The organism is Pedococcus sp. P1_H8 (genome assembly GCF_056405175.1).
Genome location: NZ_JBFUCP010000355.1, coordinates 1 through 396 on the forward strand (window position 1 = coordinate 1; position 396 = coordinate 396).

Here is a 396-nt window from a genome sequence, read left to right on the forward strand (position 1 = left end):
CTCATGGCCAGACCATAACCCCGCTCAGCGGCCGAACGCCTCCCGCCAGGACACGGTCTTGCCCACCCGCAGCACCGAACGCTGGTAGATCTTCGCCGCGCCCACCGACAGCGCCGCGGTGACCGCGACCATGATCGCGACGGTGCAGACCACCTGCGTCGTGCTCGCCACCCCGGCCGCGATCCGCAGCGGCATCAGGATCGCGGAGAACGGCGGGATCCAGCTGAGCACGTTGCTCAGCGTGCCGTCCGGGTCGCTCACCACCGAGAACGCGGTGAAGAACATCGCCATGATCAGCACCGTCAGCGGCATCGCGGTGGAGTTGACGTCCTCCTGGCGCGAGACCATCGACCCGGCCGCCGCGTAGAGCACCGCGAAGAAGGTGAAGCCGAGCAC

General features: G+C 68.4%; 1 protein-coding gene. It reads right to left on the bottom strand.

The genetic code is table 11. The features are described 5' to 3' along the window. Positions 1-24: 24 nt before the first annotated feature. On the bottom strand, positions 25-396 hold a 372-nt coding region (locus AC1DYG_RS20355), incomplete at its 5' end, for an ABC transporter permease (RefSeq protein ID WP_477641650.1).